Annotated in this window: 6 protein-coding genes and 1 pseudogene; 6 read left to right on the plus strand and 1 reads right to left on the minus strand. The window is 36.7% G+C overall.

What is annotated here, in order from left to right; genetic code table 11:
* Together QVB70_RS05380 and QVB70_RS05385 are read left to right on the plus strand one after the other, a co-directional pair.
* Nucleotides 1–898: pseudogene (locus tag QVB70_RS05380) on the plus strand (hypothetical protein); the annotation flags it as partial.
* A 189-nt stretch (nt 899–1,087) separates the two neighbouring features.
* Nucleotides 1,088–1,228, plus strand: coding sequence for a hypothetical protein (locus QVB70_RS05385; RefSeq protein ID WP_287584140.1), 141 nt, complete (start codon nt 1,088–1,090; stop codon nt 1,226–1,228).
* Between the two features lie 26 nt (nt 1,229–1,254).
* On the opposite strand, the gene QVB70_RS05390 is transcribed toward QVB70_RS05385, so the two are convergent.
* Nucleotides 1,255–2,499 (minus strand): tyrosine-type recombinase/integrase, encoded by a 1,245-nt coding sequence (locus QVB70_RS05390; protein ID WP_287584142.1) that lies wholly within the window; start codon nt 2,497–2,499, stop codon nt 1,255–1,257.
* Between the two features lie 327 nt (nt 2,500–2,826).
* Here QVB70_RS05390 and QVB70_RS05395 point away from each other — a divergent pair, with 327 nt between their 5' ends.
* The 4 genes from QVB70_RS05395 to QVB70_RS05410 all read left to right on the plus strand — a co-directional run.
* A complete protein-coding gene (locus QVB70_RS05395) occupies nt 2,827–4,428 on the plus strand; it encodes a radical SAM protein (RefSeq protein WP_287584145.1) in 1,602 nt (533 codons plus the stop codon).
* 75 nt (nt 4,429–4,503) lie between these two features.
* Nucleotides 4,504–5,250, plus strand: coding sequence for a class I SAM-dependent methyltransferase (locus QVB70_RS05400; RefSeq protein WP_287584147.1), 747 nt, complete (start codon nt 4,504–4,506; stop codon nt 5,248–5,250).
* Nucleotides 5,251–5,529: 279 nt separating this feature from the next.
* Nucleotides 5,530–6,465, plus strand: coding sequence for a 2-phospho-L-lactate transferase CofD family protein (locus QVB70_RS05405; protein ID WP_287584149.1), 936 nt, complete (start codon nt 5,530–5,532; stop codon nt 6,463–6,465).
* A gap of 41 nt (nt 6,466–6,506) precedes the next feature.
* On the plus strand, nt 6,507–6,799 hold a 293-nt coding region (locus QVB70_RS05410; protein WP_287584151.1), incomplete at its 3' end, for a hypothetical protein.

The raw sequence follows: 6,799 nt of genomic DNA on the forward strand, positions 1-6,799 counted from the left end.
CATCAACGCCGTGAAAGAGATCACTCCCTGTCGACTCCCTGAGAATTTTGAAAAAACGATTCGAGGATTAAAACCAGGCCAGGCATATGTGTGCAACTCTGAATATATTGAAGCAATTCTCACTCAGATCAGGCCGCGACATTCGGTTCATCTAGCCCGGACCGAGACGGTAGATATTTTCAAGGGTACGGACCTGGCGAAACTATCTACACCTCCAACGGATATCCAAGAACTTCACAAGTCAGAGGTCAAAAAACTCAGTGAGAGAATTGCAGAATATCGAAAACAGATTGAGACATTGAACGAAAAGATCACACAATTGGAAAAACAAAAGATCAGTGATATTGAGATCGAGAAAAATCAGAAGAGGATTGAAGAACTAGAGAAGACACTCGAAGAAAAAGATGACATCATACAGCGCCTCGAACAGGATCTCGAAGCAGCACAACAAAAGGCACATACGGTTCTATCACAACTAGAGGAGCGAGAAAAGGACGAGGAATCTATTCTTGAATATCAGGCTGTTAGAAATAGAATTGAGAAACTGAAAACTAGGCTGGAGGACCTTCCAACCACACAAAAATTAATTTTACAACACCTAATCACCTTCGACGGCCAGTATTTTGCAGCCGAGGAACTTGCATCTTGGACTGATCTAGCTGCCAGCACTATACAGAAACACTGCAGCAGTTTGAAGAAAAAACAACTTATTTTCACCAACAGAAGGGGACGAAAACAGACTTACAAGAACGGTTTAAAGTGGTTTATACAGTATCATTTTAGAGGAACAGAGCCCTTGTTGAAGGATTACGAGCGTGATGTTATCTATAACGAATTAAGGAAAGTTTTCGTAAAAGAGAGTCCTCGCAATTCAATTGAGGATTATATCACAAAATAGAAGGAGGTAGATACATGTCAAAAACACTAGAACGTGCGAAAGAGTTGAAATCTGATATGTTAAAACTCAGGGATGAATTGAGGGAAGAACTCAAGAAAAAAAATTCGTAAAATTAACCATTGATGAAATTACATTTACTGCAAATGTAGAATGAAATGATGTTATCATGCAATTTAGGAGGTAGATTATATGGAACAATGTAAAGAATGTGGAAAACTTGTATCTTCAAATGAATCATGCAAATGTATTAAGAGAAATGGAGATCCTAATAAAATAGTTAGGCTCTGTTTTACTTGTTTCGATAATGAAGTCTATGAATGTGTTGCATAAAAAGAATGTTTAACTTAAGTCTTAGGTCATTTTTTTATTAAGCTTTTAATTTCATCGAAGGCATCTTTCATTTCATCTATTTCTTGCTGTAGTTTTGCAATTACTTGATCTTGTCCTTCTGATTCTTGTATTACATCAGGATCTAGTGCCGATCCACAAAAACTGCATAACCTGGCCTCAAAACTATTCTCCCTTTCGCATCGAGGACAGATCCTGGGCTGTAATAATTTCGTTTTTTCCAGTTCTTCGAGTTCCTCTTCAGTTGCAATGCCTTTCCTACGTTTTTCATATTCGATGAACTTTTGGTCCGCGACATTAACATATATCCCTGGCATACGGCTACCAGGTTTCCAGCCAAATGCACGATTCATCATTTCAGGATGCATGTCATCCAGCGCTGCCTCTGTTGCCGCTCCGTGTCTTAGCAAATGAAAATTGATCTTTCGGATTCTTGCTCTCTGGCATAGTTTGGTGAGCATGTCATTTGCGCCATTATAACTGAGTCTTCTACCTGGGAGGTTTCTGTGGTCTTTCTTAAGAGCGATAAACAAGAAGGGATTTTCTTCGTTCCAGAGCGGATGCTGATTAATCCAGTCGATGAGATACTTTTGTGCTTCGACGACCATCACTTTTCGTTTGCGGTATTTGGTTTTGAGGGCTCTCTTATCGTGAATTCTGATCTCAATGTGAGTCTGAAATATTGAGATGTCTTTTTTTCTGATGTATAGTGCTTCGATGATGGCAAGACCGTTCTTTGCAATCAACGCAAGTAAGGCCTGATTTCGAGGATGCGTAATTTGTAATAATTTCCGCAGTTCTTCTTCTGTAACGAGGTCCTCTGGGTTAACGGGAGTAAATTCCTCCCTGCGGGGAAGTTTAAATTTATCGAATCGTTTGTAATCGAGGGTCGTAATGAGATCTCGATCCATCAGCCAACGCAGGATGATCCTTGTTTGAATAAGATATGATTTCTGTGTAGACACTTTTTTGAAAAATCCCGAATCTTCAGATCGCATAACAAACCGATAGTCTTCGAGATCATCAATAGTGACCTCAGAAATGTCTTTGTTCTGAATGTTAGTCAGGAACTCAACAAAATTCACAAATACTTTGATATAGTTTATCCTGGTACTGAGTTTGACATTCTCTCCCTTTTTCGAGCGATCAAATTTTCTAAAAAGTCTGGCGGCTTCGGAGTCTAACGTTTCAAGATAAGTTATCCTGGATTGAAGATAGTCTTCAGAAAGAGTTGGCATTGTTCTCAAAAACATTTCTTTCACCTGAGTATAAATACTCCTCTTGTAACGGTGTTTAGTATCCCCAATACCCAACTCCAAGGAGACTTGGAGGTATATTTGGCAACAAACCCGAAAAACTTGTTATGATTCCTCCTATGATAAGTGAGGGGAGAACTAGTCTTTTTAAAAAGGTCATATTGATTGCCATAGTCATCACTGGAAAAAAAACTCAAAGGAAATTTCTCACAGTATTTGAGAAATCTTTTTAATTCAAGTATTGTCAGTGGATATCAAACTATTTTAACTTAACTTCGTAAAAAACGTTAAAGAATAGAAATACAAATTTGGATCGTGAATATTGTGGGCACAAAATCAGACGGCTGGCCGATTGTCCTCACCTCGTCCGCAATTGAGATGAGTGGTTTTCGCAGAAACCCCTTTTTTGCATTCGTTGCCTCGTTCCCTAAAGGATTCTTGCCTTTATCTTTTTGTAGGAAATATTACCCACCAGTTCTAAAGAAAGACGTTGCCCCTTCAGAAAAAGGGATCACTCATTATGCGCCATACGGATTAAGAAAAGTAGAAGCCAGTTTAATAGACAATGGAGGCTTTGATGAGTCAGATGTTGTTTGTGTCCATCCATACTATCTTGATCAATTTGTTGGACCGAAAACAAAAGTTGTCGGAATATCTGCCATGGAGTCTCTTGGGTTAGCATACGTGAGTTTAACCTATTCAAATTTATTAAGAACTTTTGGCAAAATGAGTTCAATATCATTAAACTCGATCGAATTTCAGAAATTATGTCATAGCAAACCACTGCGCAAATTCAGACCAAAGGTCATTGTAGGAGGGGCTGGGGCGTGGCAATTAAAGGGAACCAAAACAAGAAACTTTTTAGGAATCGATTCTATAATGATTGGCGAGGGCGATAAAGAAGTACCAAAACTTTTTCGACTTGCTGTAGAAGGTAAAAAGATACCTCCTATAGTGTATACATCATCACCAGATGAAGCTGACATTCCCGTAATTAAGCACGCCACTATCTATGGAAATGTTGAGATTTCAAGAGGTTGTGGAAGACATTGCCAGTTCTGTACGCCAACCATGCAGAAACGCCGCGATGTCCCAATGTCAAAAATAATCGCAGAAGTTGAGGTTAATGTTAAAGAAGGAGCAGATATGATTACAACCGCCACAGAAGATGCCTTACTCTACAAATGCAAAGATAAGAAATTCATGCCGAATGAAGACGCTGTAATAGGGTTATTTAAAAAACTCGCTAGTTATGATCAGATACAAAGCATTCAACCTGCCCATATTAGTTTAGCTCCTGTTGTTGCAGTACCAAAATTGATAGAAGAGTTATCTAACATCTTACTTGAGAAGAGCTACTATAAGCATAACGGAAAACCAAAAATAGCAGTAGAAACAGGCATTGAGACTGGGAGTACTCGCCTAATGGAAAAATATATGCGTGGAAAGATGCTTCCATTTAAACCTGAAGAGTGGCCAGAAATTGTAACTCAAGCATATGGTATTTTAAACGATAATGATTGGGTTCCTTTGTCAACTTTGATTGTAGGATTTCCCGGAGAAATGGAAGAGGATACAATCAAAACTCTTGAACTCATTGATGATTTAAAATCATATACATCCTTTTTTGTTCCTCTGCTATTTGTACCACTCGATAAATGTATTTTACAAAATGAGAGAGGTGCAGATCTAGATTCTCTATCAGATTTGCAGTGGGAGTTTTTGTCGAGATGTTGGAGATACAATGTGAAAATTTGGAAAGATACTTGGTTTAGCTTTGAAAGTTTCTATAGAAAAGTGCTACATAGTTCTCTCGCTAAAGTTATTTTTCCATTTATTGGAGCTGCTGCGTATCTTACATGGTTTAGAGGAAGATCAGGCGCCCACTATTACAAAAAATTTATCCTTGAGGCTTCCCGAATTTAGTTTAGTTCAAAAAAGTCTATTATTTTAGATAATAACTCATTTTAGAGGTTAAAAACTCCAAAAATGTGAAATTGAATGAAAGATCTCATCCGGCTTCGTCGATATTATGAAAGAGAAGGAGAAATTCAAAATCATCAAGAATTATTGTTTTTAAAAACGTCTAACGTTTTTTTGATGCATGAACAAAGATATCGACTTTTAGAAACGCTAAAACTCGTCCCACATTCAAAGAATCTTTTGGATATTGGATGTGGGGAAGGTTTAATGACCAATCTATTCCAAGCAGATTTGAAAGTAGGGATAGATATTTCGGCTAATAAAATTAAAAGGGCTAGAAAAAAGAAGGCCATTCACTATATTGTTGCAGACGCACATCATCTGCCTTTTAAAGAAAAATACTTTGACACATCGATTTGTACAGAAACATTGGAACACTTAGCATCTCCAGAAATGGTTTTTCAAGAAATAAGTAGCGTAACATCGCAATATATAATCTTAAGTATTCCCTTGATTTCTTTTATTGAAAATACTCTCTTAAGAATGCAAGATACCAGTATAGGCTTTAATGAGATAGGAAAAGGTCACTTAAGGGTCTATGATAAAAAATCCCTGAAAAAAGAGTTAGAGAGTCTGGAGCATTTTAAAATAAAGAAAGTCAAGTGTGGGTGCTTTGGCTTTCATAATCTTCTTAGAATAGTGCTTGGAGGCTTGATGAGCGATAATTTTTCTCTTAAAATATGCACACTTTTTGATAAAACACTCTCAAGATTTTTACCCTTTAGATCTAAACATTTAATTCTTTCATTGAAAGCAACTAAATGATTCTATTTCATCAATATGCTTTAAGAATGATAAATAATCAAAAAAAGATACGTTTACGAAGCATGAGATTTAAAAATGTAAAGTTATAAGTAGTAGTTAAGTTCTTTGTGGAATACTTACAGTGATAGTTTTTATGGAACTTGATTTAATTAGTTTATTTATTCATTCAATTTAAACTAAAAATTATTATTAAAAATTCTAATAGAAGAATCTCTAGCCGTTACTCCTCGTTTAACACAAGTGTTATTCATCAATTAAAATTTATTGGGAGGCAATTATTTGATAACTATTGTATCTGGGGGTCTGAGGACGACCAGGTTTCTAGAAGGGCTTTTACGAGTGATGCCGCAAGAAGATTTAGCGGTTATCGCAAATACTATAAACAATGTAAATGTTATAGGATTAAAAATATACCCAGATCTTGAATATTTATTATTTCTGTTAGCTGGAAAACTCGATATTCGGTACTGGGAAACTATTCAAGGTGACACGTATAGTTTCATGGATGCTTTATCATATATGGTAGATAAGGAAGACTTATGGTTTCGTTTTGGTGATATACTAATTTCCCATGTAATCTTTCGCAAGCACCTTATGACCACTGGAAAGTCATTTTCGGAAGCTATTGAAATAATCGCACAGAAACTTGGCATTATAGCGAAAGTAATTCCTATGACGAGTGATGATGTTGTTTTTAAAGTAAGCACGGACCAGGGAGATCTACCCTTTTTAGAATACAGGAACAAGGAACTCCAAGGGCTTATAAAGGAAGTAAAAAAGATAGAATATGATGGAATCGATAAGGCAAAACCTAATTCAAAAATTGAAGAAACACTGTCAAAAAGTGATGCAATAGTAATAGGTCCAAGTAATCCACCTTTAAACATTGAGCCTATGCTAGCTTTTCAAGATATTAAGAATGCAATAGAAAAAGCACATTGCAGTGTTATTGCAATTAGTCCAGTGCTTGGCGACGAACCCATTGATCAACCTATGAGACGACTTATAGAGGAAGCGATAGGAATTGGTACGTCAATAATTAATATAGTTGAACGCTACCCAGGACTTATCGATACTTTAGTTATTGATGAAAATGACGAAAAATATAAGCAAGAGCTTGAAGATATGGGTATGGAAGTAATTGTTACAAAGGTTAGAATTGGAACTCAAGAAAATAGAACAAAACTTGCTGAAATTGTTACGAAACTGATTTGAAGACGTTCTTGCAGCCCTCCTGTAATAATTGGGGTCCTTTTATGAGAAAAATATCCATAACTGTTCCTACTGAAGACACTAAAAAGGTAATAGAAATCCTTGAAGAAACAGGTTACGAGTTTTCGGTTATTGAAGGAAAGGACACCAGTGCGATCTATTTAGCGGTTCATACGGATGATGTCGGTCCCCTTATCACCGAACTCCAGAAAGAAGGGATAGGTCGTGTAACCGGAACTGTATATGTATCGCAAGCCGAGTTGGTAATCCCCTATAAACAGCACAAAATGAATACAACTGGAGCTAAGCGCATTGCAATTGAGGAATTATACAGAGA

The sequence above is a fragment of the Candidatus Borrarchaeum sp. genome, assembly GCF_019058535.1.
Classification (GTDB): domain Archaea; phylum Asgardarchaeota; class Sifarchaeia; order Borrarchaeales; family Borrarchaeaceae; genus Borrarchaeum; species Borrarchaeum weybense.